At 72.8% G+C, this 22343-nt stretch carries 22 protein-coding genes and 1 pseudogene; 7 read left to right on the top strand and 16 right to left on the bottom strand.

Going from position 1 to position 22343, the window contains the following annotated elements:
• Window positions 1–8 precede the first annotated feature (8 nt).
• Window positions 9–839 carry an alpha/beta fold hydrolase gene (locus STRNI_RS04120; protein ID WP_277410557.1) on the bottom strand — a complete coding sequence of 277 codons (831 nt, stop codon included), beginning with the start codon at window positions 837–839 and terminating at the stop codon, window positions 9–11.
• A gap of 189 nt (window positions 840–1028) precedes the next feature.
• Between STRNI_RS04120 and STRNI_RS04115 the strand changes: the two genes are divergently transcribed.
• Entirely contained in the window at window positions 1029–1922 is an 894-nt protein-coding gene (locus STRNI_RS04115; RefSeq protein ID WP_277410556.1) for an RNA polymerase sigma-70 factor, read from the top strand.
• Here the strand turns inward: STRNI_RS04115 and STRNI_RS04110 are convergent.
• A complete protein-coding gene (locus STRNI_RS04110) occupies window positions 1874–2539 on the bottom strand; it encodes an aspartate/glutamate racemase family protein (protein ID WP_159484415.1) in 666 nt (221 codons plus the stop codon). The genes STRNI_RS04115 and STRNI_RS04110 overlap by 49 nt on opposite strands.
• A 252-nt stretch (window positions 2540–2791) precedes the next feature.
• On the opposite strand from STRNI_RS04110, the gene STRNI_RS04105 reads away from it, so the two are divergent.
• The gene (locus tag STRNI_RS04105; protein ID WP_093636360.1) at window positions 2792–3538 is read left to right on the top strand and encodes a GntR family transcriptional regulator; all 747 of its coding nucleotides are present in this window, start codon (window positions 2792–2794) and stop codon (window positions 3536–3538) included.
• A 185-nt stretch (window positions 3539–3723) separates the two neighbouring features.
• Here the strand turns inward: STRNI_RS04105 and STRNI_RS04100 are convergent, their stop codons facing one another.
• The 3 genes from STRNI_RS04100 to STRNI_RS04090 form a co-directional block, all read right to left on the bottom strand.
• Entirely contained in the window at window positions 3724–4896 is a 1173-nt protein-coding gene (locus tag STRNI_RS04100) for an ROK family transcriptional regulator (protein ID WP_277410555.1), read from the bottom strand.
• An 86-nt stretch (window positions 4897–4982) separates the two neighbouring features.
• A complete protein-coding gene (locus tag STRNI_RS04095; protein ID WP_277410554.1) occupies window positions 4983–5633 on the bottom strand; it encodes a response regulator transcription factor in 651 nt (216 codons plus the stop codon).
• Between the two features lie 4 nt (window positions 5634–5637).
• The gene (locus tag STRNI_RS04090; protein WP_274739844.1) at window positions 5638–6876 is read right to left on the bottom strand and encodes a sensor histidine kinase; all 1239 of its coding nucleotides are present in this window, start codon (window positions 6874–6876) and stop codon (window positions 5638–5640) included.
• A gap of 108 nt (window positions 6877–6984) precedes the next feature.
• Between STRNI_RS04090 and STRNI_RS04085 the strand changes: the two genes are divergently transcribed.
• From STRNI_RS04085 to STRNI_RS04075, 3 genes are read left to right on the top strand one after another with little or no spacing between them, the layout of a single operon-like run.
• Complete coding sequence (locus STRNI_RS04085) at window positions 6985–7914, top strand: ATP-binding cassette domain-containing protein (RefSeq protein WP_277410553.1); 930 nt, start codon at window positions 6985–6987, stop codon at window positions 7912–7914.
• A 4-nt stretch (window positions 7915–7918) separates the two neighbouring features.
• Window positions 7919–8653 (top strand): ABC transporter permease family protein, encoded by a 735-nt coding sequence (locus tag STRNI_RS04080; protein ID WP_274739847.1) that lies wholly within the window; start codon window positions 7919–7921, stop codon window positions 8651–8653.
• A gap of 48 nt (window positions 8654–8701) precedes the next feature.
• A complete protein-coding gene (locus STRNI_RS04075) occupies window positions 8702–9139 on the top strand; it encodes a hypothetical protein (protein WP_274739849.1) in 438 nt (145 codons plus the stop codon).
• Here the strand turns inward: STRNI_RS04075 and STRNI_RS04070 are convergent.
• The 6 genes from STRNI_RS04070 to STRNI_RS04045 all read right to left on the bottom strand — a co-directional run bounded on the left by STRNI_RS04070 (window position 9136) and on the right by STRNI_RS04045 (window position 15467).
• Window positions 9136–10152, bottom strand: coding sequence for a TolB family protein (locus STRNI_RS04070; protein WP_277413192.1), 1017 nt, complete (start codon window positions 10150–10152; stop codon window positions 9136–9138). The two genes, STRNI_RS04075 and STRNI_RS04070, sit on opposite strands and share 4 nt — an antisense overlap.
• Window positions 10153–10163: 11 nt before the next feature.
• Complete coding sequence (locus STRNI_RS04065) at window positions 10164–11480, bottom strand: MFS transporter (RefSeq protein ID WP_277410552.1); 1317 nt, start codon at window positions 11478–11480, stop codon at window positions 10164–10166.
• Between the two features lie 3 nt (window positions 11481–11483).
• Window positions 11484–12362, bottom strand: a complete 879-nt coding sequence (locus STRNI_RS04060) for an alkaline phosphatase family protein (protein WP_381845613.1) — start codon at window positions 12360–12362, stop codon at window positions 11484–11486.
• A gap of 188 nt (window positions 12363–12550) precedes the next feature.
• Window positions 12551–13108: a G/U mismatch-specific DNA glycosylase gene (gene mug / locus STRNI_RS04055; protein ID WP_262041210.1), complete on the bottom strand. Its 558-nt coding sequence runs from the start codon at window positions 13106–13108 to the stop codon at window positions 12551–12553.
• An 11-nt stretch (window positions 13109–13119) separates the two neighbouring features.
• On the bottom strand, window positions 13120–14553 hold the full coding sequence (gene purB, locus STRNI_RS04050) for an adenylosuccinate lyase (RefSeq protein ID WP_159488768.1): 1434 nt from the start codon (window positions 14551–14553) through the stop codon (window positions 13120–13122).
• Between the two features lie 113 nt (window positions 14554–14666).
• Window positions 14667–15467 carry an SGNH/GDSL hydrolase family protein gene (locus tag STRNI_RS04045; protein ID WP_277410551.1) on the bottom strand — a complete coding sequence of 267 codons (801 nt, stop codon included), beginning with the start codon at window positions 15465–15467 and terminating at the stop codon, window positions 14667–14669.
• A gap of 124 nt (window positions 15468–15591) precedes the next feature.
• Between STRNI_RS04045 and STRNI_RS04040 the strand changes: the two genes are divergently transcribed.
• The gene (locus STRNI_RS04040) at window positions 15592–16215 is read left to right on the top strand and encodes a TetR/AcrR family transcriptional regulator (RefSeq protein WP_159484396.1); all 624 of its coding nucleotides are present in this window, start codon (window positions 15592–15594) and stop codon (window positions 16213–16215) included.
• On the opposite strand, the gene STRNI_RS04035 is transcribed toward STRNI_RS04040, so the two are convergent.
• The 5 genes from STRNI_RS04035 to STRNI_RS04015 form a co-directional block, all read right to left on the bottom strand.
• Window positions 16190–17431, bottom strand: coding sequence for an FAD-dependent oxidoreductase (locus STRNI_RS04035; RefSeq protein ID WP_277410550.1), 1242 nt, complete (start codon window positions 17429–17431; stop codon window positions 16190–16192). The two genes, STRNI_RS04040 and STRNI_RS04035, sit on opposite strands and share 26 nt — an antisense overlap.
• Before the next feature lie 116 nt (window positions 17432–17547).
• Window positions 17548–18567 carry a hemolysin family protein gene (locus tag STRNI_RS04030; RefSeq protein WP_277410549.1) on the bottom strand — a complete coding sequence of 340 codons (1020 nt, stop codon included), beginning with the start codon at window positions 18565–18567 and terminating at the stop codon, window positions 17548–17550.
• Entirely contained in the window at window positions 18564–19907 is a 1344-nt protein-coding gene (locus STRNI_RS04025) for a hemolysin family protein (protein ID WP_018092562.1), read from the bottom strand. The genes STRNI_RS04030 and STRNI_RS04025 overlap by 4 nt, the downstream gene beginning before the upstream one ends.
• A 211-nt stretch (window positions 19908–20118) precedes the next feature.
• The gene (locus STRNI_RS04020; RefSeq protein WP_026170147.1) at window positions 20119–20544 is read right to left on the bottom strand and encodes a GNAT family N-acetyltransferase; all 426 of its coding nucleotides are present in this window, start codon (window positions 20542–20544) and stop codon (window positions 20119–20121) included.
• Between the two features lie 117 nt (window positions 20545–20661).
• Window positions 20662–21312 carry a GntR family transcriptional regulator gene (locus tag STRNI_RS04015; RefSeq protein ID WP_277410548.1) on the bottom strand — a complete coding sequence of 217 codons (651 nt, stop codon included), beginning with the start codon at window positions 21310–21312 and terminating at the stop codon, window positions 20662–20664.
• Between the two features lie 224 nt (window positions 21313–21536).
• On the opposite strand from STRNI_RS04015, the pseudogene STRNI_RS04010 reads away from it, so the two are divergent.
• Window positions 21537–22334, top strand: a pseudogene (locus tag STRNI_RS04010) (multidrug resistance efflux transporter family protein); the annotation flags it as partial.
• Window positions 22335–22343 lie beyond the last annotated feature (9 nt).

Raw genomic sequence — 22343 nt, 5'->3', positions numbered from 1 at the left:
GATACGCCCTACCCCACGGTGTCGAGGATGACCCGCGCCACCAGCGCCGGATCGTCGTTCATCGGCACATGTCCGCAGCCCGGCAGCCGCACGAGCCGGGCGGCCGGAATGGTGTGCTTGGCGCGTACGCCCTGGCGGGGGAGGAGCAGCCGGTCGCGGCTGCCCCAGGCGATCGTCACCGGGACGTCGGGCACATCGGAGGTGAACCGCACCGCGCGGCCGGCCGCCAGTGTCGGGGCGAAGCCGGGTGCCTCGCGCAGCGCCCGGGTCTCCGCCACGACGGCCTCGGCCGAACGGCGGCCGGGGTGGGCGTAGATGGTGCCGGTCAGCGAGGCGCGGCCGAGGGCGGTCCGGGCCAGCGACTCCACCACCGGCTCGGGCAGCGCCTGCGCGCCGGCGTACATGCCGCGCAGCAGACCGAAGGCGTAACGCCGCTCGGCCGGGGTCCAGAAGCCCGCGGGCGAGAGCGCGGTGACCGACCGCACGGCGCGGGCGCGGCCCAGCTCCAGTGCGAGCAGCCCGCCCAGCGAGTTGCCCACCACATGCGGGCGGTCGACGCCGAGCCCGGTGAACGCCGAGGCGAGGAGCGGGACGACCGACGCCAGGTCGTAGGACGAGCCGCCGGGCAGCGCGGGGGAGGCACCGAACCCCGGCAGATCGAGCGCGATGACCTCGTGGGAGGCGGCAAGGATGTCGCACACCGGGCGCCAGGCCTGGAGGTGGTGGCCGATGCCGTGCAGCAGGACGATGGGTTCGCCCGCGCCCTTGCGCTTGTAGGCGACCGTGAACGGCGGCCGGTCCGCGGGGGTGATGCGGGCGAAGGAGACCGGGGCGGCCATGGGTGAACTCCTCTGGGGGTGCGGGGCTTTCGGTGGTGCGGAGCGTGCGCTGACACGATGCCAGCTGGGGCTACTGAGTGGTATGGGGCGGCCGGGATGAGGGCGAGTGTGCCGCACACCACGCGCCCACGCGGCCGCTCTGGGTGGTTTCCGCTGGACAAGGCCGGGGCGGCCGGGTGGGATGGAGGGGTGCTGAAGGATTCCGCGACCGAGGTCACCGACGTCTTCGAGGACCACCGTTCCGTGCTGTTCGGGGTGGCCTACCGGATGCTCGGCCGGGTGGCCGATGCCGAGGACGTGGTGCAGGACGCCTGGCTGCGCTGGGCGGGCGCGGACCACGCGGCGGTCCGTGAGCCGCGCGCCTTTCTCGTACGGATCACCACTCGGCTGGCCATCGACCGGCTGCGCCAGGTCCAGGCCCGGCGCGAGTCCTATGTGGGGCCCTGGCTGCCGGAGCCGCTGCGGACCGACGTCGGCGGCACCGCCCCGGACACCGCCGAGCGGGCGGTGTTCACCGAATCGGTCACCCTCGCCGTGCTTGTCGTCCTGGAGTCGCTCTCCCCTCTGGAGCGCGCGGTGTTCGTGCTGCGTGAGGCCTTCGGCTACCCATATGCGGAGATCGCCACCACCCTCGACCGCAGTGAGGCGGCGGTCCGGCAACTGGCGGGCCGGGCCCGGCGGCATGTGGAGGAGGGCAAACCGCGCTTCGAGGTCGATCCGGACCGGCAGCGGGACCTGACCGAGCGGTTCCTGGCCGCGGCGGCCGGCGACGATCTGGACGGGCTGCTGAGCCTGCTGGCGGCGGACGCCCGGCTGGTCGGGGACAGCGGAGGGAAGGCCAAGGCCCCGCTGCGGATCATCGAGTCCGCGGACAAGGTCGCCCGTTTCCTCTTCGGCGTCACCAGGTCCGTGCCGCCCGGCCTGGAGTTCACCGTCCTCGAACTCAACGGCGGGATCGGGCTGTTGGCGCACGACCACGGTGTGCCGGACTCCGTCATCCAGCTCGGGATCGCGGACGGCAAGATTCAGACCGTCTATATCGTCCGCAACCCCGAGAAGCTGGAGTCGCTGGCCGCCGGCTGAGCGGCGGCCCGCAGCCCGAGCCGCGGACTCGACAGCACCGGGACGCCCCCGTCGAGCCCCTCGGCGGCCGGCGCCATGGAGGCCTGTGCCAGGACGATCGCATCGGCGTCCCGGACCTCCCGTGCCGCGGCGGCGATGGCCGACAGATAGCCCTCGGTGTCGCCGCTCTCGAAGCGCTCCCACGCGTCCGGCACCAGCACCGTACGCACCCTGACCTCGCGGCCGGCCCGTTGGGCCTCCTGGACGATCAGGTCTTCCGTGGGGGCGAGGGTGCTCTCCAGGGCGGCGAGCACGGCGATCCGCGGGCCGGAGGCGACGGCGGCCGCGGCCATCGGACGGTCCACCCGGAGGACGGGGAGGCCGAGCGCGGCGCCGGCCGCCTCCGCCACCGAACCGATCGTCGAGCAGGTACAGAGCACTGCCCGCGCACCGTGGCCGGCCGCCTCTGAGAGGACGGCGGAGACGTCCGCAGAGACGGCGTCGGGTCCCTGCGCCCTTGCCCGGTCGAGGAGTTCGGGCCGGACCAGGTGATGCACCGCCAGACCGGGGGCCTCCGCGTCCCGCAGCGCGTCGAAGACCGGGACGTGGACGGGCGAGGTGTGCAGCAGCGCGAGCATGGCGGGAACGGTACCGAGCGGCGCCGCGGAGGGCGCGGGCGGGGCGGCCCGTTCGGGCGTGCGAGCGGTCCGAAACGGATACCGGATTGGTCTTGACCAAGGGTGGGGGCGGCCATATCGTCGGGATACTGCAACAACCTTTAATAAAGAAGCGCTCATAATCGGGCGCGCAGCGGGCCCAGATCTGCCGGCCGCGCGCGGCCCGAGTCCCATGGGGGAGCAGTCCCGGTTACGGTCAGTGCGGAGGACAGGGTGGGGACCACGCAGCTCGAAACGGTGCCGGAGCCGAAGTACTGGCACCTCAAGACCGTGCTCAGCGAGGCGCTGGACTCGGAGTTCACGGTCGGCGAGATTCTGCCCAACGAGCGTGATCTGGCGGCGCGGTTCGGCGTCGCACGGGCCACGCTGCGGCAGGCGCTCGAACAGCTGGAGCTGGAAGGCAGACTCCAGCGCCGCCGCGGGGTGGGCACCACGGTCGCACCGCCCCGCGTCGGGGTCGCCGTCGCCCCCGCCCGGCACACCTGGCCCGGCGCCGCCGGTGACGACTGGCAGCCGGTCGACTCCGTCGAGAGCGATACGGTGCCCGCCGCGGTGGCCCGTCTGCTGGAGACGGCCGCCGGGGACCGGGTGCACATCGTCCGCCGCAGCCGGGTCACCCAGGGCCGGCCCCTCGCCGCCGAGTTGCTGTACGTCCCGGCGGCCGTGGTCCCGGGCTGCCAGGAGACCGGTGTACTGAACGGCCCGGCGCGCGCCCATGCGGTGCTGCAGGAGCTGCAGTCGCTGGAGCTGGAGGGCCAGGACCGTACCGTCGAGCTCGGCTCGGCCCGTGCGGAGGACGCCAAGCAGCTGGACCGGCTGCCCGGCGCGCCCGTTCTGGTCGTCACCACCCGCTATGTCTCGGGGGGCCGCACCACCGCCGTCGCGGTCTCCACCTACCGTGCGGACACCTGCCGTCTGACCTTCGGCGAGAGCGACGCGGTCGCCCTGCTCGCGGGCTGAGCCCGCCCGGCAGCCGAACGTACGGGCCCGCTCCGGAGCGGGCCCGTTCCGTTTGGTGGGCCGTTGGGTGGCGGGCGAGGGGGAGCGGGAGAGGCCGTCGTCGCAGCGTGGGCAGTTGGCGGGACCGTCGTCGCGCCGTGGAGCAGTGGGAGGGGTATGGGCACGCCCCGGCTCAGTAGTGGCCGTCAGCGCGCCGCGGTTCCGCGACGGCCCGTCACCGTGCCCTCCACCGCGAAGAGTTCGCCCTCCACGTGGTCGAGCGCCAGCCGCAGTGCCCCGGTGGCCACCGCCGCCTCGCCGAGCTGCGACAGGACGACCTGCGGCGGGCGCAGACAGTAGCGCGCCAACTCCCCGCGCAGCGGCTCCAGTACGCCCGCCAGGCCCGCCGCCCAGCCGCCGATCACCACCAGCTCCGGGTCCAGCGCCAGCACCAGTGCCGCGACATCGTGCACCAGCCGCCGGATGAAGCGGTCCACCGCCTCCCGCGCCTGGGTGTCACCGTCGCGCGCGGCCGCGAAGACCGCCGCCACCTGCGCCTCGTCCAGGGGATGCAGCGGTTCTCCGGTCGTCGACAGCAGCTTCTCCGGTGTCGCCTCGCGGCCGAGCAGATGCAGCGCGCCGATCTCCCCGGCGGCCCCGCCGAATCCACGGTGCAGCCGTCCGCCGATCAGCGAGCCGGCACCGGGACTGAGCCCCGCCAGTACGAAAACGATGTCATCCGAGCCGGTCGCCGCGCCCTGCCAGTGCTCGGCCACCGCGGCGGCGTTCGCGTCGTTCTCGACCAGCACCGGGCAGCGGAACGACCGGCGCAGCCGCTCACCCAGCGGCAGCCCCGTCCAGCCCGGCAGCGCGGTGCTCAGCCGGACGGTGCCGTCCGACTCCACGATGCCGGGGCCGGCCGCCCCGACGGCCCGCAGCGAACTGCGGGGCACGCCCGTACGGCGCAGCAGATCGGCCACCACGGCACGGACCCGCTCCAGCCGCTCGTCGGCCGGTGCGGTCTCGTCCACGGGGCGCTGCGCGGTGTCCAGCACCCGTCCGCCCAGATCGGACAGCAGGGCCGCGACGCGGTGCGGGCCGATCTCGATGCCCAGCAGATGGCCGGCTTCCGTACGGAACCGGAACCGGCGGGCCGGCCGCCCCTGGCGACGCGTCTCACCTTCCTCGGCGGGCACCTCGACCACCAGCCCGGTCTCGATGAGCCCCTCGACCACGCCCTCGACCGTGGGCCGGGACAGCCCCGTCACCTGGACGAGGTCGGTGAGCGTCGGGGAGTCCGCGGCGCGCAGCGCGTGCAGCACCACCGCGGAGTTGATCCGTCGCAGCAGGGACGGGTCCCCGCCGGTGAGCCGCCCCAACGTCCGTCTCCCTCACTTCGCGTGTGTGGCGGATCGTAGCCGGTCACCTGAGGGGCGGCGAGTCCCGGAGGAGCTGCTCGCCGCGGTCAGCCGGGCGAGACGAACCCGGACTCGTACGCGGCGATCACCGCCTGGGTGCGGTCCCTGGCCCCGAGCTTCCCCAGCACCGAGCTGACATGCGTCTTCACCGTCTCGGCCCCCAGGACCAGCTCCTCGGCGATCTCCGCGTTCGACAGCCCACGGGACATCAGCCGCAGCACCTGCTGCTCCCGTGCGGTGAGCGCAGCGCGCTCGAAGTCGGCCCGGGCGCGGTCGTTGTGGCGGCCGGCCGCCATGGTGCGCAGCGCCGCGGGGAGCAGCAGCGAACCGCCCTCGGCAACGAGCCGCACCGCGTGCACGATCTCGGCAGGCCGGGAGCGCTTGAGCAGAAAGCCGTCCGCGCCCGCGCGCAGCGCCTCGTAGACGTACTCGTCCTCCTCGAACGTGGTGACGACGAGGATCCGGGGCGGCCCGGGCACCGAGCGCAGCACCGCGCGGGTCGCCTCGATGCCGTCCAGGAGCGGCATCCGTACGTCCATGGCGATCACATCGGGCCGGAGCTTCCGCGCCAGCGGGACGACGGACGCTCCGTCGCCCGCCTCGCCCGCCACCTCGATATCGGTCTGCGCTTCCAGAATGGCACGCAGTCCCGCGCGGACCAGCGGCTCGTCGTCGACCAGGAGTACGGAAATCGGCACGGGGTCAGCGTAGTTGGCGCAGCGGGAGGCGGGCGCGCACCCGCCACTCGCCGCCGTCCGGCCCGGTCTCGGCCTCGCCGCCGAGCAGCGCGGCCCGTTCGCGGATGCCGCGCAGACCACGGCCGCGGTGGGCACTGCCGGGGGCCGGGGAGGCGACGGGCAGCGGATTGCGCACCTCCAGTTCCAGTGCGTCGGCGTCGGCGGCTATCCGTACGGACACCGGCACCGGGCCCGCGTGCCGCAGCACATTCGTCAGGGCCTCCTGCACCATGCGGTACCCCTCCCGGGAGACGGGGCCCGGCAGTCTTTCCAGGGGGCCGCTCAGCTCGGCGCGCAGGTCCGCACCCGCGGCCCGTGCCGACTCCAGCAGGCGCTCGGTGTCGGTGAGCGCCGGCCGGCCGGCGGGGCCCGGTGCGTCCTGGCGCAGCAGCCGCAGCGCCCGCTCCAGATCGGCCAGCGCCTCGCGGCCGGTGTCCTCGATGGCGGCCAGCGCCCGCTCGGTGAACTCGGGCGAACCGGCGGTCCGGGCCGCGCCCGCCTGCAGCACGGTGACGGTCAGCGCGTGGCCGATCGCATCGTGCAGCTCCTGGGCCAGCCGGTTGTGTTCCAGCATGCGCTCCGTACGGGCCTCCAGTTCGGTCAGCCGCTCGGCGGCCGAGGGGCCCAGCAGCAGCCGTGCGGCGGCGGCCGTCAGTGAGCCCGCCCCGACGGCGACGGCCGCCAGCAGGACGAGGGGAAGCGGTGCGAGCAGCCCGTACCACCAGTGGGGCGCTTCGATCGCCGGCAGGCCCTTCAGGTGCGTGGGGCGTCCTGCGGAAGCCATCGCGAACGCCCCGGCCACAAGGGGCAGTTGAGCGGTCAGGGCTGAGAGGGCGACGCCCACTTCGAGCCGCAGCAGCAGCCACAGCGCCGTACGGCCACGATCGCTCCAGGAGCCCGACGGGGTCGTGGCGATACCGGACGCGGCACGCGCTTCGAGGCCGTGCGGGCCCGGAGTCAGCAGCAGCTGGGCCTGGAGCCCCTCGACGCGGCGGACCACCGGTATCAGGGCGGCGAACAAGAGCAGTGGCAGGGGGAGCACCGCCATCCACAGCCACGTCAGCCATCCGCCCGCGAAGAAGGGTTTGTTGTACAGGAAGCCGGTCAGCATCCCGGCCACCGAGGCGATCAGCAGATGCAGCCAGCGGGTGTAGGTGACGGCTCGGAAGAGCGGGCGGAGAACGGCGGAGAGCGAGAGGGGCACCCCGTCATCGTGACAGCGGCCACCGGCCCGCGGCCTCCCCCGCCCGGGGGAGGCGTTCCCCGACGGCGGGGGAGGTCAGAGGCCGGGTACGGCAGCCAGCCTTGCGGTATGAACTTCATCGAAGTGCAGCGATTGACGAAGCTCTACGGAACCGTGCGAGCCGTGGACGACCTCACCTTCCGCGTGGAACCGGGGCGGGTCACCGGGTTCCTCGGCCCCAACGGCGCCGGTAAGTCCACCACCATGCGGATGGTCGTGGGTCTGGACCGCCCCACCTCGGGAACCGCCACCGTCGGCGGCCGTGCCTTCCGCGCGCTGGACAACCCGTTGCGGCACGTCGGGGCGCTGCTGGACGCGGGCGCCGCCCACGGGGCCCGGCGCGCCCGCGACCACCTCCTCGCCCTCGCCCACAGCAACCGCATCCCGGTACGGCGCGTGGCGGAGGTCCTGGAGGAGACCGGGCTGTCGGCGGTGGCGGGCAAGCGGGTCAGGACCTTCTCGCTCGGCATGCGGCAGCGGCTCGGCATCGCGGCCGCGCTGCTCGGCGACCCGGCCGTGCTGATGCTGGACGAGCCCGCCAACGGGCTCGACCCGGAGGGCATCATCTGGATCCGTACGCTCCTCAAGCGCCTCGCCGCCGACGGCCGTACGGTGCTGATCTCCAGCCATCTGATGACCGAGACCGCCCTGACCGCCGACCACTTGATCGTGCTGGGGCGCGGCCGGCTGCTTGCCGACACCGCCATGGACACCTTCCTGCGCCAGCACACCCACCGCAGGGTTCGGGTGCGCACGTCGGAAGGGTCCCGGCTGCACGCCGAGCTCGTCCGGGCCGGGTGGGCTGCGGCACCGGACGGATCCGGCGGCTGGCTGGTCGAGGGCGCCGAACCCGCCGATGTCGGCGCGCTCGCCGCCCGCCGGGGCATCCCGGTCCTCGAACTCGCCGATGAGGCGCCCTCGTTGGAAGACGCCTATCTGCGGCTGACCGCGGACGCCGCCGAGTTCGTCTCCGCCACTCCGAAGACCCAGGAGGTCTGACGCCATGCCGTTCGCCGCCGTGCTCCGCTCCGAGTGGACGAAGATCCGCTCGCTGCGTTCCCTGTCGTACAGCCTCTCCGCCATCCTGGTGGTGACCCTCGCGGTCGCCTGCTTCGTCTGCGGCAGCCATGACGGATCGGATCCACACTTCGACCCGGTCTTCCATGCCTACTTCGGTCTCAACATCGGCCAGTTCGGGGCCATCATCTGCGGCGTCCTCGCGGTCGCGGGGGAGTGGTCCAGCGGCTCCGTCCGGGTCTCGCTGACCGCCGTGCCGCGCCGAGGACTGCTGTACGCGGGCAAGCTCGTCACCGTGGGCGGGCTTGCCCTGGCCGTCGGGCTGGTGGCCGGCTTCGCGTCCGTGACCGTCGGGCAGGCGCTGCTCGGAGAGGCGGGTGTGAGCGTCGGCTCGCCGGGCGTGGTGCGGTCCGCCGTCGGCTGCGGGCTCTACTTCGGGCTGCTCGCGGTGTTCTCCGCCGGTGTCGCCGCGCTGCTGCGCAGCCCGGTCGGGACCCTGAGCCTGCTCGTCCCGCTCTTCCTCTCTCTCGGCCCGCTGTTCGGTTCACTGGACGCGACCAGAAAGGTGGGCCAGTTCCTGCCGGACCGGGCGGGGCAGCAGATTCTGCACCTTGCGCCGGAGGGGGCGCTCGGGGCGTGGTCCGGGATCGCGGTGATGGCAGGCTGGGCGGCGCTGGCCGCGGCAGCGGGGCTGTGGTCACTGCTGCGCAGGGATGTGTGAGGGACCGGGCGCGAGTCAATTGTCAGACCCGGGCGGTTTACTGACGGCATGACCACTGACGCGTATCTCACCGTCATCGACCGATGGCGGCTCCGGGACTTCCCCGCCGCTCCGGGCCGCTCCGCCCTGGTCGAAAGCGGTCCGGGCTTCCACATAGTCGGCCTGCGGGTCAGCCGGGAGTTCTGGGACGCGGACCTCACCGAGGTGGCGGAGGCCGCGGAGGAGTTCGAGGCCGAGCTGACGGCGCTGGTGCGGGCACTGTCCTTACGGTGGGGTGAGCCCGAAATAGTTGATCTTGCCGATCACTTGGAACGGACCGCGCGGGGCCTGCCGGTCCGGCCGCCACTGGACACCCTGTGCGGATACGTCCCGCGGATGCACGGCTGGCGGGTGCAGGGCCGCTGGATCGGCGTCGGGGTGGGGCAGGGCGCGTACGAGCTGCCGATGCAGTTGCTGGTGGCGGTGGGGGAAGGGGCGGCGCTCTAGCGGGAGAAGACGGGCGCGAGCGCCGCGGAAAGGAGGCGGTGCGGGGTGCCGGTGCCGTCGGCGGGGACGGTCCACAGATCGGAGCCGTAGTCGCCCGGCAGGGAGTAGACCAGGGTGTGGCCGTCGCGCCAGACGGCCTGGTCGTCGATGTTGCGGTGTTCGGCGGTCGCGGTCTCGCGCAGGGTGCGCAGGTCGAGGACGTACAGCCGCCAGGGGGCGTCGGGGTCCGCGTCCGCGATCCGCTTCTTGTAGGCGATACGGGTGCCGTCGGGGGACAGGGAGGGGCATTCGACGTTGGGGTGCAGGGCACGGAGGGTTCTGGTGCTGCGGTCGCCGCGGACGAGATAGGTCTTTCCGGCCGTGGCGGCGGTGGCGTAGAAGTGGGTGTCGTCGGCGAAGGTGACGCCCCAGACATTGATGTCGACGGCACGGACCCGGTGCCTGTCGACGGTCAGCGCATAGGTCTCCAGGTTGGCGTCCAGGTGCCGGCCGCGGGTGTCGACGACGGAGGTGCGGGTGGAGAAGGCGGTGCCCGCGTAGGAGTCACCGCTGACGAAGACGGTCCAGGCGACGGTGCGGCCGCTGGGGGAGACCCGGGCGCGGGTGGGGGTCCCGGCCAGGTCGTAGTGGCGCCGTTCGCGCAGCCGGTTGTCCAGGACGACGGCGCGGTAGGTGTCCCGGAGTTCGCCGTGGACCGCCTGGAGGCAGATGCCGGTTCCGGAGGCCGCGTGGAACCGCAGGCAGCGGACCCCGGACGCGGTGCGCGGGCCGGTGAGCCGCCCTTCCGGTACGGCGGTGATCTCGTCGCGGTGCGGACCCCAGGCCATGTTCCGGAAGAGACCGTGCCGCGGATCGTCCAGGCGTACGGGCCCGGAGGCCACCTCGGGGCCCCCGGCCTGCGTGCGGTCCTTCCGGTCGGCGCGCCCGGCGGCGTGCAGGGTCGCGCCGACGGCGACCCCGCCGAGTACGAGAACGGCGGCGAGCAGGAGGAGCAGGCGCGCGGTGCGGTTCATCGGGGTGCGGGTCACGGTGTGTGCTCCGAAGGGGAGTTGGGGGCCGGTGCCGGTGCGGCCGGGCGCAGCAGCCGGGCGCTGAGGGCCGCGGCCAGGGCCAGTCCGACGGCCGCGGCGAGGACGGCGGTGTGGTCGCCCCAGGCGGTCCAGGCGGCACCGAAGGCGAGCGAGCAGACGAAGCGGGCGGCCGTCTGACCGGTCTGCACCACCGCCAGCCCGCTGCCGCGGGCGTCCTCGGGCACCGCGTCGGCGGTCGCGGCCGCCAGCACTCCGTCGGTCGCCGCGTAGAACGCGCCGTGCAGTAGGAGGACGCCACAGACCAGCCCCGCGCCGCCGCCGAAGGGAGCCAGCAGCAGCCCGTAGGCACCGAGCAGCACCAGATGCCCGGCCAGGAACAGCCGCCGCCGGCCGATCCGGTCGGCCAGCGCGCCCATCGGTACCGCCAGCGACAGATACGCCGCGGCCGTGCCCAGCGGGAGCAGCGGAAGCCACCCCGCCGGGAGGTCCAGCCGCCGCTGCAGGGCGAGATACAGGAAGGAGTCGCTGACGGTGGTCAGCCCGAGCAGCACGGCGCACGCGGTCAGCCGGCGTACCTGCGGCCGTCGCAGCAGGGCGCGCACCGGCGTCCGGGGCCCGGCCGGGCCCCGTCCGGCGGTGTCCTCCGCGGCGGGCAGCGCGCGCCCCGGGACGAACAGCAGGAGGACGACCACGCCCAGTACGGCGACACAGAAGCTGACCGTGAACACCGCGTCATAGCCTTCCGCCGCCGCCCGCAGCAGCACGAACGCCACCAGCGGGCCGCACAGGGCGCCCGCGGTGTCCATCGCCCGGTGCACCCCGAACGCCCGTCCCCGGGCGGCGGGTTCGGCGGCCAGGGAGATCATCGCGTCCCGCGGCGCGGTCCGCAGCCCCTTGCCGGTCCGGTCCACCGCCAGCACCGCCCCGATCAGAGGCAGCGTGTGCACCATCAGCAACAGCGGCTTGCAGAGGGCGGAGAGCCCGTACCCCACCGCGGCCACCGCCTTGTGCCCGCGCCCGCCGCCCCCGTCCGACAGCCGCCCGCCCACCAGCCGGACCAGCGCGCTCACCCCGTTGTAGACCCCGTCCAGGACCCCGAACCCCAGGGGGGACAGGCCGAGTTCGGCGACGAGGTACAGCGGGAGCACGGCCGTGACCATCTCCGAGGAGATGTCGGTGATGAGGCTGACGGCGCCCAGGACCAGCACCGTGGAGGGAACGGCGGCCCGGACGCGCCGGCCGCGTCCGTCGCGCCGGCCGCCCGGCGATACGGAGGGGGAAGGAGCCGGGCGGCCGTCTGCGAGATACACGGGTCAGCCGGCCCAGATACCGCTGATGTCCTTGGCGTCGGCGGAATGGCCCGCGTGCGAGGTGCCGTACATGTCCTCAAGCGTGCGCAGCACGTCGTAGTGGTTGTAGGTGGTGTCCGAGGTGGAGCCGGCCTGCACGGGCTGGCCGTACAGCACGGTCGGGATGCGGTTGCCGCTGAGCCGGTTGTCCTCGTCGAAGGTGAGCAGCAGCAGACTGTTGTGGGTCCTGGCCCAGTCGGCGTAGCTCTTGAGGTGGTTCTTCAGCCAGGTGTCACCCGTGGAGACCGAGCAGTCGTGCATATCGCTGCACAGGTTCGGCACGACGAACGAGACGGTGGGCAGCTCCGAGAAGTCGGAGGGGAACGCGTCGAGGGTGTGCGCCGAGCCGGTGGAGACGTTGCTGAAGCCGAACCACGGGTTGTGCTTCTGCGCGTACTTGCCGCTCTTGCAGGTGGTCGAGCCCTCGGACGGCAGCGACTCGTTGTAGCTCGCCCAGGACTTGCCGGCCGCCGTCAGCTCGGAGGCGAGGTTGGGGGCGTCGCTGAACCCGGGGTCGACGCAGCTGTCGTCGGTGACCCCCTGGGTGTCGCCGGAGAAGAGGGCGTAGTAGTTGGGCTGGCTGGGGTGGGTCTCGGCGTAGGAGGCCTTCAGGCTGGCGCCGCCGGAGGCCAGGGAGTTGATGTACGGGGCGCTGGAACTGCCCATCACCTGGTTGTAGGCATGGTTCTCGAAGACCACCACGACCACATGGTCGGGGGTGGGCACGGCGGCCGCGGTGGGCTCGGCGCCGAAGCCGTTGCCGGCCCAGATGCCGAGACCGGCGGTGGCCAGGCCGAACGCCGCGGCGAGCGCGGTGACTTTGCGGCGGCGTGAGCGGCGGATGCGGTGGGAGGAGGGGGACACGGCGGCGGAAGGGGACGCGGACGTGGCAGGCACGGCAGTCTCCGTGGGGAGTGGGGGAGTGCACGGGCGGCGTCAGAGTAGAACCGTCCGGTAGCCATGTACATGCCTTCAAGATGACGGCCGGCCGAACGGTGGACGGCCTTATGCGCCGCCCCTATGCGCCGCCCTTATGCGCCGTCGTCCTCCGCGAACGCCGCGGCACGCAGCCGTCCGTACTCCTCCGCCATGGCCGCCACCGTCCAATGGGCGTTCAGACCGCTGGGGTTGGGCAGGGCCCAGAGGCGGGTGTCGCCCAGCATGCGCTGCTGCGGCCCGATCGCCGCCTTCTTGTCGTCGAAGGCGACGCGGTACGCCGTGACACCGGCGACGGCGAGCCAGCGGGGGCGCAGCCGCGCCACCTTCTCGGCCAGCAGCCGGCCGCCCTCGCGGTACTCCTGCGCGGTCAGCTCGTCGGCCTTGGCCGTCGCCCGCGCCACGACATTGGTGATGCCGAGGCCGTGGGCGAGCAACTCCTCCTGCTCGGCGGGCCGGAACTGGCGCGGCGTGAAACCGGCGGCATGCAGAACCGGCCAGAAGCGGTTGCCGGGCCGGGCGAAGTGGTGGCCGGTGGCCGCCGTCATCAGCCCGGGGTTGATGCCGCAGAAGAGCACCCGCAGGCCGCTCGCGGCCACGTCCGGGACGACGCGGTCGCGAGCGGCTGCCAGCTCTTCGGGGGTGAAGCCCATGGGCCCTCGCGTCAGAGGATCGAGCCGGGGGTGTACGCCGCGGCCTCCGGGTGCTGCTTGGTGATCTCCTCGATCCGGGCGACGACGGCCGCCACCTGGTCGGCCGCGGCGCCGGTGAAGGAGAGCTTGTCCGCCATCAGGGCGTCCAGCTGCGCCTTGTCCAGCGGGATCCGCGCATCCGCGGCGAGCTTGTCCAGCAGCTCGTTGCGCTCCGCGCCCTGCTCCCGCATGGCCAGCGCCGACGCGACCGCGTTCTCCTTGATCGCCTCGTGCGCCTCCTCGCGGCCCACACCGGCGCGCACGGCACCCATCAGCACCTTCGTCGTGGCGAGGAACGGCAGATAGCGGTCCAGCTCGCGGGCGACGACGGCGGGGAAGGCGCCGAACTCGTCGAGCACGGTCAGGAACGTCTCCAGCAGGCCGTCCAGCGCGAAGAAGGAGTCCGGCAGGGCGACCCGGCGCACCACGGAGCAGGACACATCGCCCTCGTTCCACTGGTCACCGGAGAGCTCACCGGCCATCGAGGCATAGCCGCGCAGGATCACCATCAGGCCGTTGACGCGCTCGCAGGAGCGGGTGTTCATCTTGTGCGGCATCGCCGAGGAGCCGACCTGGCCGGGCTTGAAGCCCTCGGTGACCAGCTCGTGCCCGGCCATCAGCCGGATGGTCTTGGCCAACGAGGAGGGGGCGGCGGCCAGCTGCACCAGCGAGGTCACCACGTCGTAGTCGAGCGAGCGCGGGTAGACCTGGCCGACGGAGGTGAAGGCCTGGCCGAAGCCGAGGTGCGCGGCGATCCGCTGCTCCAGCTCGGCGAGCTTGGCGGCGTCCCCGCCCAGCAGGTCGAGCATGTCCTGGGCGGTGCCGACGGGGCCCTTGATACCGCGCAGCGGGTAGCGGGTGAGCAGGTCCTCCACCCGGCCGTACGCGACCAGCAGCTCGTCCGCCGCGGTCGCGAAGCGCTTGCCCAGCGTCGTGGCCTGCGCCGCGACATTGTGCGAGCGGCCCGCGAGGACCAGCTCGGCGTTCTGGGCGGCCAGCGAGCCCAGGCGCGCCAGCACGGCGACCGTACGGTCCCGCATCAGCTCCAGCGACAGCCGTACCTGCAGCTGCTCGACGTTCTCCGTCAGGTCACGGGAGGTCATGCCCTTGTGGACCTGCTCATGGCCGGCGAGGGCGTTGAACTCCTCGATACGGGCCTTGACGTCGTGCCGGGTGACCTTCTCGCGCTCGGCGATGGAGGCCAGGTCGACGGTGTCCAGGACCCGCTCGTAGTCGGCCAGCGCCTGCTCGGGGACCTCCACCCCCAGGTCCTTCTGTGCACGCAGCACGGCAAGCCACAGCTTCCGCTCCAGCTTGACCTTGTATTCGGGGGACCACAGCACGGCCAGCTCCGCGGAGGCGTAGCGGCCGGCCAGGACATTGGGGATGCGAGGCTTCGCAGACACAGCAGTCACGTGGTCAGAGTCTACTGGCGGTTTGCGCAGGCCAGCGCCCCGGTCCCGGCTGTAGGTTCCTCCAAGCCGCGGCCCGGGGCTCCGGAGCCCGGCGACGCCGGGTGTCAGTCCTCGTACGGCAGCAGTTCGGGGCGCTTGGCCGGGCGGCCGTCCCCCGAGGACCGGCCGGTGAGCCGGCGGACCGTCCACGGCACCAGATGCTCGCGCGCGAACCGCAGATCCGCGGCGCGCCGTGCACCCCAGCCCGGCGGTGCGGCGGCCGGCAGCGGCGCGTCCCAGTCCGACTCGGCGGCCAGCCCAAGTGCCTGCCAGACGGCCTCCGCGACCCGGCGGTGCCCCTCGGCGTTCAGATGCAGCCGGTCGTCGGCCCAGAGCCGCGGATCGGACAGCGCCCGCGACCCGTACAGATCCACGACCACCGCACCGTGCCGCGCGGCCACCTCGTCGATCCGCGCGAACAGCTGCTCCATGCGCGGCCGGAAGCGCTCCAGCACCGGGCCCTGCCGCCCCGGGCTGCGCATCAGCACCAGCTGCCCGCCGCCCTTGGCCAGCTGCCCGGCGGCGTCCTCGAACCGGGCGCACACCTGGTCCACTTCGCACTTGGGCCGCAGGACGTCGTTGAGCCCGCCGACCAGCGTCACCAGATCGGCGCCCATCGCGGCCGCCGGCCCGCACTGCTCGTCGGCGATCTGCCCGATGAGCTTGCCGCGCACCGCGAGATTGGCGTAGCGGAAGCCCGGTGCGGCGGCGGGTTCCCCGGACGGCGGCCGGGCCGCGGCCGCCAGCCGGGCGGCGAGCAGATCGGCCCAGCCGCGGTACGAGCCGTCCGGCAGGGCGTCCGACATTCCCTCGGTGAAGCTGTCGCCGACCGCGACGAAACTGGTGTAACGGGCATTCATCTCCATGGCGCGGTGATCCTACCGCTCGCCGTACCGCGCGGTATGCCCGGTCCCGCGGGATGCGGCAGTCGCCCGCGGTGTACGGTCTGGTGGCGTCCGGACGGCGAGGAAAGAGGCAGGTGGCCGCGCGATGACTCCCCGCCGGGGTGACGGCCCCGACGAGCCGACGTTCACCGAACGGGCCCGCCGCGAGCAGCTCATCGACGCCACCATCGACGTGATCTCCACCCGGGGGTACCCCGCGACTTCACTGTCGGCGATCGCCGAGCGGGCCGGGCTGTCCAAGGCCGCGGTGCTCTACCACTTCTCCTCGAAGGACAAGCTCACCCGGGCGGCGCTGGAGCAGGTGATGGAGCAGTTCAGCGCCTACGTCACCGAGCGACTGGCGCGGGCGGCCGGCCCGCGGGACGCGATCGTCGCCTACGTACGGGCGATGATCGGTTACCAGCAGGCCAACCGCCGCCAGGTCCGGGTGATCACCGAGATGCTGCTCGACGACGAGGGTGGGACCCGGCTCAAGACGCCGGGCTCGCATGACACCCACGGCCGGTGGCAGGGCCTCGCCGATCTGCTGACGGAGGGTCAGAAGGCAGGCGTGCTGCGGGAGTTCGACCCGCGGACCGTCGCCCTGGCGATCGGCGGTGCGATCGACGGAGTGATCGCGCACTGGCTGGCCCACCCCGAACTCGATCTGGACGCCGCGGCCGCGGAGCTGGAGGAGTTCACCCTCAACGCGATCGAGCGGCGGAGCTGACCCGGGCGAAGGCGGGGGCGCGCTCGGGGCGTATGCCGAACCCGCCCAGATAGCCCGCCACGGTCCGCAGGGGCGGCACCCCCCGCAGCAGCCGCACCGGCAACGGCAGCCGGTCGCCGTCGAGCGTGCCGGCCAGCGCGGAGCGGATCATCGTGTGCTCGGCCTGCTGGGACCTCTGCACCACGGTCATCGGCAGCTCCCGCCGCTTCTGCACCCGCGCCAGATCGGCCACCCCGACCGTGCCCCGGCGCAGTGGCTCCGCCAGGATCCGGGCCGCGGCCACCGCGTCCTGCAGTGCGAGATTGACCCCCACGCCGCCGACCGGCGACATGGTGTGCGCCGCGTCCCCGATGCACAGCAGACCGTGCCGGTGCCAGCGCCGCAGCCGGCCGAAGGTGACCTCCAGCAGCTTGACGTCGTCCCACGAGGCGATCGCGCCGGTCACCGCGTCGTCCCAGCCGAACAGCGCCCCGAGCCGGTCCCGCAGCCACTGGATGTCCCGGGCGCGCAGCTCCGCGTCCCGGCCCTTCTCGATCAGATAGGAGGTCTGGTAGTACGTGCCGCGGTCCATGGTGACCGCGACCTGGCCGCCGCCGAAGTGAGCGAAGACCCGGCCGCTCTTGAGCCTGTCGGCCGGGGCGTCCACCCGCACCTGCCAGACGTCCATCGGCACCTCGAACAGCTGCTGTCGCAGCCCCGCGGCCTGCCGCACCACCGAGTCCCGGCCGTCGCAGGCAACCGTCAGGGAGGCGGCGAGCTCGCCGGGGGTGCCGTCCTCGTCGAGGAACCGCACCCCCGTGACCCGGTCGCCCCTCGTGCGCAGCCCGGTGACCCTGGTGCGCATCCGCAGGGTGAAGTTCGGCTCCTCGGCGGCCGCGCCCGCGAGCAGATCGAGGAAGTCCCACTGCGGGACCATGGCGAAGTACTTGTGCCGGCCGGGGAGGCGCCGCATATCGCCCAGCACGACCGTGGTGCCGCCGATCTGCGCCCGCATCTCCTCCAGCTTGGCGAACGGCAGCCGTGCGAAGGCCTCGCCGAGGCCGAGTTCGTCCAGCAGTCGCAGGGTCGACGGATGGACGGTGTCCCCGCGGAAGTCCCGCAGGAAGTCTCCGTGCTTCTCCAGCACGGTCACCTCGATGCCGGCCCGGGCCAGCAGCAGTCCGAGCATCATCCCGGCGGGTCCCCCGCCCACGATGCAGCACGTTGTGCGGTCCATGTGTGTGCCCCCTCCTCGCTACGCATGCGATGGCGACCGGCGGGGAAGCAAAGCCCTGACCGATCGGTCAGCAATCTAACCGATCGGTCAGGCGTCGTGGGGCGCCGCCCCCCTCGTCAGGCCACGGGGCGTTGCAGCACCAGCTCCCGGAGCACGTCCTCCATCGTCACCAGCCCGGCCAGCCGCCCGTCGTCGCCGATCACCGCGGCCAGATGCGTACTGGATCCGCGCATCGCCGTCAGCACGTCGTCCAGCGGCGTCGAGGCCTTCACACGGGCGATCGGGCGCAGCGCGGAGACCGGGAACGGCAGCGTGCGGGGGCTGGCGTCCAGGGCGTCCTTGACGTGCAGATAGCCGAGGATGCGCTGGGTGTCGTCGACCACGGGGAAGCGGGAGAAGCCGGACTCGGCGGCGAGCCGTTCCAGCCCCTCGGGGGTGATCCCCATCTGTGCGGAGACGACCTTCTCGACCGGCAGCACCACGTCCCTGACCGGGCGGCGGCCCAGCTCCAGCGCGTCGCGCAGCCGCTCCTTCGCCCGTTCGTCGAGCAGACCGGCCGCCCGGGAATCCTCGACCATCTTCGCGAGCTGGTCGTCCGAGAACGTCGCGGCCACCTCGTCCTTGGTCTCCACCCGCAGCAGCTTGAGCAGCCCGTTGGCGAGCGCATTGATCGCGAAGATCGCCGGGCGCAGCGTCCGGGTCAGGGCGACCAGGGGCGGCCCGAGTATCAGGGCGGTGCGCACCGGCTCGGCCAGGGCGACGTTCTTCGGCACCATCTCGCCGAAGAGCATGTGCAGATAGGTGGCCAGCGACAGCGCGATCACGAACGAAATCGGGTGGATCAGCGCGGTCGAGATGCCCATCGCGTGGAACGCCGGCTCCAGGAGGTGGGCGATGGCGGGCTCGGCGACCGCGCCCAGCACCAGGGTGCACAGGGTGATGCCCAGCTGGGCCGCCGCGAGAAGCGCCGAGACATGCTGCAGACCCCACATCACGCTCGCCGCCCGGCGGTCACCGCGCTCGGCGTACGGCTCGATCTGGCTGCGGCGCACCGAGATCAGCGCGAACTCGGCGCCCACGAAGAAGGCGTTGACGACCAGCGTCAGCAGACCCACGAAAAGCTGCACCGCGGTCATCGCCGGGCCTCCTTCTCCTGCTCGTCGGTGCTGCCCGGCAGCGGCGCGTGCAGCAGTACCCGCGCCGCGCGGTGGCCGGTGGCGTCCAGGACATCCATCGACCAGCCGGCCACCTCCAGGGTGTCGCCGGCTTCCGGTATCCGGCCGAGCTCGGTGGCGATCAGGCCGGCCAGGGTCTCGTACGGGCCTTCCGGGAGCCGCAGGCCGATCCGCTCCAGCTGGTCGGTGCGCGCGGCGCCGTCGGCCTGGTAGGCCTTGCGGCCCTCCGCGTCGGTGCCGGCCGGCGCCAGGTCGGGGGTCTCCAGCGGGTCGTGTTCGTCGCGGACCTCGCCGACCACCTCCTCGACGATGTCCTCCAGCGTCACCACGCCGGCCGTGCCGCCGTATTCGTCGATGACCACGGCCATCGTGCGCTTGCCGGAGAGCCGGTCGAGCAGCCGGTCCACGGTCAGTGTGGTGGGGACCAGCAGCGGTTCGCGCACCAGCTCGGAGACCGGATGGCGGGGGCGGCGCTCGGCCGGGACGGCCAGGACGTCCTTGATGTGCGCCACCCCGACGACGCTGTCCAGGCTGCCGCGGTAGACGGGGAAGCGGGACAGCCCGGTCGCCCGGGTCGCATTGGCCACGTCCTCCGCGGTGGACTGCACCTCCAGCGCGATCACCTGCACCCGCGGTGTCATGACGTTCTCCGCGGTCAGATCGGCGAGATTGAGGGTGCGGACGAAGAGCTCGGCGGTGTCGGGCTCCAGTGCGCCCTCCTTGGCGGAGTGCCGGGCCAGCGCCACCAGCTCCTGCGGGCCGCGGGCCGAGGCCAGCTCCTCGGCGGGCTCCAGGCCCATCCGGCGGACCGTGCGGTTGGCGGTGTTGTTGAGATGCCGGATCAGCGGCCGGAAGGCGGCGCTGAAACCGCGCTGGGCGGTGGCCACCTTCTTCGCGACGCCCAGCGGGTGGGAGATGGCCCAGTTCTTCGGGACCAGCTCGCCGACGACCATCAGGACGACCGTGGAGATCGCCGTACCGAGAACCACGGCCAGCGAGTCCGCCACCGAGCGCGGCAGGCCCATCGCGTCCAGCGGTCCGGCCAGCAGAGTGGCGATGGCCGGTTTGGACAGCATGCCGATGACCAGGCCGGTGACGGTGATGCCGAGCTGCGCCCCGGAGAGCTGGAAGGTGAGACCGCGGACGGCCTTCAGGGCGCTGTCCGCGCCCCGCTCGCCGCGCTCGGCGGCACGTTCGAGATCGCTGCGCTCGACGGTCGTCAGCGAGAACTCGGCCGCGACGAAGACACCACAGGCCAGGGTCAGGAGGAGCGCCACGCCCAGAAAGAGCAGGTCGGTCATCGAGTCACCTCCGTCCCATGATCGAACAGGATCGGGAGGTTCGCGCTCTGTCGGGAGGACGCTCGACAACTGGGAGGCTCGCCCATGGCTGGACGCTCACACACCTTTCACGGCAGTAGGGGAACACTATGGTAAAGGATCAGCAAAGTCGCTGGTGAGCAAAGAACCCGCCCCGGGCAGGGGCGGGCTCTGCGTGTGTCGGATGCCGCGCTCAGCCGTCGAGGTGTTTGACCCAGCGGCTCCACTGCGGCTCGGGCGCGTAACCCGCCGCGCGCCACGCATGCTGCGCCGGCTCATTGCGGTCCAGCACCATCGCGTCACCGCGCCGGCCGCCCAGCGCACGGAACCGCTCCTCGGCGGCCGCCAGCAGCGCGCCGCCGATGCCCTGCCTGCGGTGTCCGGGGTGGACGGCCAGCCGGTAGAGATGACACCGCCAGCCGTCGAAACCGGCTATCACCGTGCCCACCAGTTCACCACCCTGCTCGGCCAGCAGCAGCGACTCGGGGTCACGGGCCACCAGCCGGGCCACGCCGTCGGTGTCATCGCTGATGCTGGTGCCCTCGGCGGCGATTTTCCAGAAGGCCAGCACGGCATCGAGATCGGCGGGCGATCCGGCCCGCACGTGAAGATCGCTCATGACCGGATCCCACCACCGGGCGGTGCGGGGTGTCGACCGGATTCCGAATCATGATCCGTTCGAACACCGGCGGGCGAGGCGGCAGTTGTGCGGTCCGCGCCATATGACCCCGCTGCCTCAGGCCTCCGGTTCGTCCGTCGTGTCGAGCCCGCCCCAGATCTCGCCCGACAGCGCCACGGCGGCGTCCGTCTCGCCCGCCGCGCAGGCCGCGATCAGCGCGTCGTGCCGCTCGGCGGAGGACCGCGCCGCGGTGCTGGAGAAGCGACGGCGCTCCGGTCGGCGCAGCAGCGGGGTGTATCGGCGGACCGTCTCGGCCAGTGCCGCATTGCCGCACACCTCGATCGGTACGGCATGCAGCGCGTCATCGGCGGCGATGGCGGCGAGTGCGTCCTCGGCGTCCAGTGCGCGGACGAAGGCGGCGTTGGCCGCCCGCATCCGGTCGAGGTGCTCACCGGTCATCCGGGGGACCGCCTCGCGTACGGCGAGCGCGTGCATCGCCTGGACGACGGCGAGCGCGTCCCGGATCTCCTCGGCCACGACGGGGGCGACCCGGGTGTAGCTCTGCGGCTTGGACACCACCAGCCGTTCCGCGGCGAGGCGGGCGAGCGCCTGCCGTACCGGGGCGCGGGAGAGCCCCAGCCGTTCGGCGAGCTCGGCGTCATTGAGTTTCTGTCCGGGCGGCAGCTCGCCGGAGACGATCGCCTCCAGCAGCGCGTCGTACGCCTCGTCGCGCAGCAGCCTTCTCGGCACCGGTTCCAGTGCGGTCACGCCCCCGATCTTAAGGGCCGCCCCCGCGCGTCGGGGCGTCCTCGAAGCCAACTAACATTTCAGATGTCAATGTGCCCCTCTCTCAGGAACCGAGAGGTCAGGACGCATGTCCAGGGCGCTGTAACGGCGATACACGGCAGGGAGAAGCGGTGCCGACACGGACAGGGATACGCGCGCGGCGAGGCGCGGGGCCGCACCGGGGCACCGGCGGTGTGGCGGGCCCGATGGCCCTGGGCCTGCTCGCGGCCGCCTGCTTCGCCACCACCTTTGTGCTCAACCGCTGGATGAGCGTGCTGGGCGGCTCCTGGATGTGGAGCGCCAGTCTGCGGTTCCTGTTCATGGTCGTCCCGCTGGTGGCGCTGGTGGCCGTGCGCGGCGGGCTGCCCGGCGTCCTGCGCACCCTGCGCGCCCGCCCCCTGACGTGGCTGCTCTGGTCGACCGTCGGCTTCGGGCTCTTCTACGCGCCGCTCACCTGGGCCGGCCAGGCGGGCGCCGGCTGGCTGGTCGCCTCGACCTGGCAGCTGGTGATCGTCGCCGGCATCGGACTCGGGGCCCTCGGCGGCGGCCGGGTTCCGCCGAGTACGTTCGGGGTCTCCGCGCTGATCGTCGTCGGCGTGGCGCTCGCCCAGCTCCAGCACGCCGGCGGCACCGGCCTGGGCACGGCCCTCCAGGTGGTGCTGCCGGTCACGGTCGCCGCCGTCGCCTACCCGCTCGGCAACCGCAGGCTCCTCGGGGTCGACGGCCTGGACGGAGTCCAGCGGACCCTGGCGATGACGATCGGCTCGCTCCCGCTGTGGCTGGTACTGGCGGCCACCGCGACGGTGACCCAAGGCCCGCCCGACGGCGGCCAGTTGACGCAGTGCCTGATCGTCGCCCTGATCTCCGGTGTCGTGGGCACCACCCTCTTCTTCCGCGCCACCGACCTGGTGCGCCATCACCCCGCCGCCCTGGGCGCCGTCGAGGCCACCCAGGCCGCCGAGGTGCCGTTCACCCTGCTCGGCGAGGCGCTGGTGGTGGGCGTCGCGGCACCG

This window comes from Streptomyces nigrescens, assembly GCF_027626975.1.
Taxonomy (GTDB): Bacteria; Actinomycetota; Actinomycetes; order Streptomycetales; family Streptomycetaceae; genus Streptomyces; species Streptomyces nigrescens.
Note: the sequence above shows the minus strand (reverse complement) of the source record. Positions and strands in the feature narration are given on the sequence as shown.

Excerpts from the sequence above, each read along its gene's own strand:
- STRNI_RS04045 (WP_277410551.1), bottom strand. The coding sequence starts at position 15,467 with ATGGAGATGAATGCCCGTTACACCAGTTTCGTCGCGGTCGGCGACAGC.
- STRNI_RS04035 (WP_277410550.1), bottom strand. The coding sequence starts at position 17,431 with ATGGACCGCACAACGTGCTGCATCGTGGGCGGGGGACCCGCCGGGATG.
- STRNI_RS04120 (WP_277410557.1), bottom strand. The coding sequence starts at position 839 with ATGGCCGCCCCGGTCTCCTTCGCCCGCATCACCCCCGCGGACCGGCCG.
- STRNI_RS04110 (WP_159484415.1), bottom strand. The coding sequence starts at position 2,539 with ATGCTCGCGCTGCTGCACACCTCGCCCGTCCACGTCCCGGTCTTCGAC.
- STRNI_RS04085 (WP_277410553.1), top strand. The coding sequence starts at position 6,985 with ATGAACTTCATCGAAGTGCAGCGATTGACGAAGCTCTACGGAACCGTG.
- mug (WP_262041210.1), bottom strand. The coding sequence starts at position 13,108 with ATGGGCTTCACCCCCGAAGAGCTGGCAGCCGCTCGCGACCGCGTCGTC.
- STRNI_RS04030 (WP_277410549.1), bottom strand. The coding sequence starts at position 18,567 with ATGACCGCGGTGCAGCTTTTCGTGGGTCTGCTGACGCTGGTCGTCAAC.
- STRNI_RS04025 (WP_018092562.1), bottom strand. The coding sequence starts at position 19,907 with ATGACCGACCTGCTCTTTCTGGGCGTGGCGCTCCTCCTGACCCTGGCC.
- STRNI_RS04080 (WP_274739847.1), top strand. The coding sequence starts at position 7,919 with ATGCCGTTCGCCGCCGTGCTCCGCTCCGAGTGGACGAAGATCCGCTCG.
- STRNI_RS04020 (WP_026170147.1), bottom strand. The coding sequence starts at position 20,544 with ATGAGCGATCTTCACGTGCGGGCCGGATCGCCCGCCGATCTCGATGCC.
- STRNI_RS04075 (WP_274739849.1), top strand. The coding sequence starts at position 8,702 with ATGACCACTGACGCGTATCTCACCGTCATCGACCGATGGCGGCTCCGG.
- STRNI_RS04040 (WP_159484396.1), top strand. The coding sequence starts at position 15,592 with ATGACTCCCCGCCGGGGTGACGGCCCCGACGAGCCGACGTTCACCGAA.
- STRNI_RS04070 (WP_277413192.1), bottom strand. The coding sequence starts at position 10,152 with ATGAACCGCACCGCGCGCCTGCTCCTCCTGCTCGCCGCCGTTCTCGTA.